At 59.0% G+C, this 249-nt stretch carries 1 protein-coding gene; it reads right to left on the bottom strand.

Annotated features, from left to right (window positions below; all coding sequences use genetic code 11):
• The coding region (locus AC0MA3_RS26645) for a CvpA family protein (RefSeq protein ID WP_474658370.1) at window positions 1–158 on the bottom strand (158 nt) is incomplete at its 3' end.
• Window positions 159–249: the final 91 nt, after the last annotated feature.

The raw sequence follows: 249 nt of genomic DNA, 5'->3' as shown, positions 1-249 counted from the left end.
AAGGGTACGACCGGCTTGTAGAAGAGATAGGCGGCGGCGGCGGCCGCTGCCCATGACACGACGGACAGCACTTCGCGCGAAAAGCCGCGCACCATGGCCAGAACCGCCGAAACGAGGGTGATGCCCAAAAGAATTCCGTCTAGCAACGTAATAGGCATTTACATGTATCCCCAATCCAATTCCGACCCGCACGCCCTCTCAGAAGGACTGTGTCGCGTCAGTCGTCGCGTTTCGTTTTACCGGGACCGG

This window comes from Paenibacillus sp. LS-5, assembly GCF_056121505.1.
The sequence above is the reverse complement of the archived record's forward strand: the minus strand, read 5'-3'. Positions and strand labels throughout refer to the sequence as shown.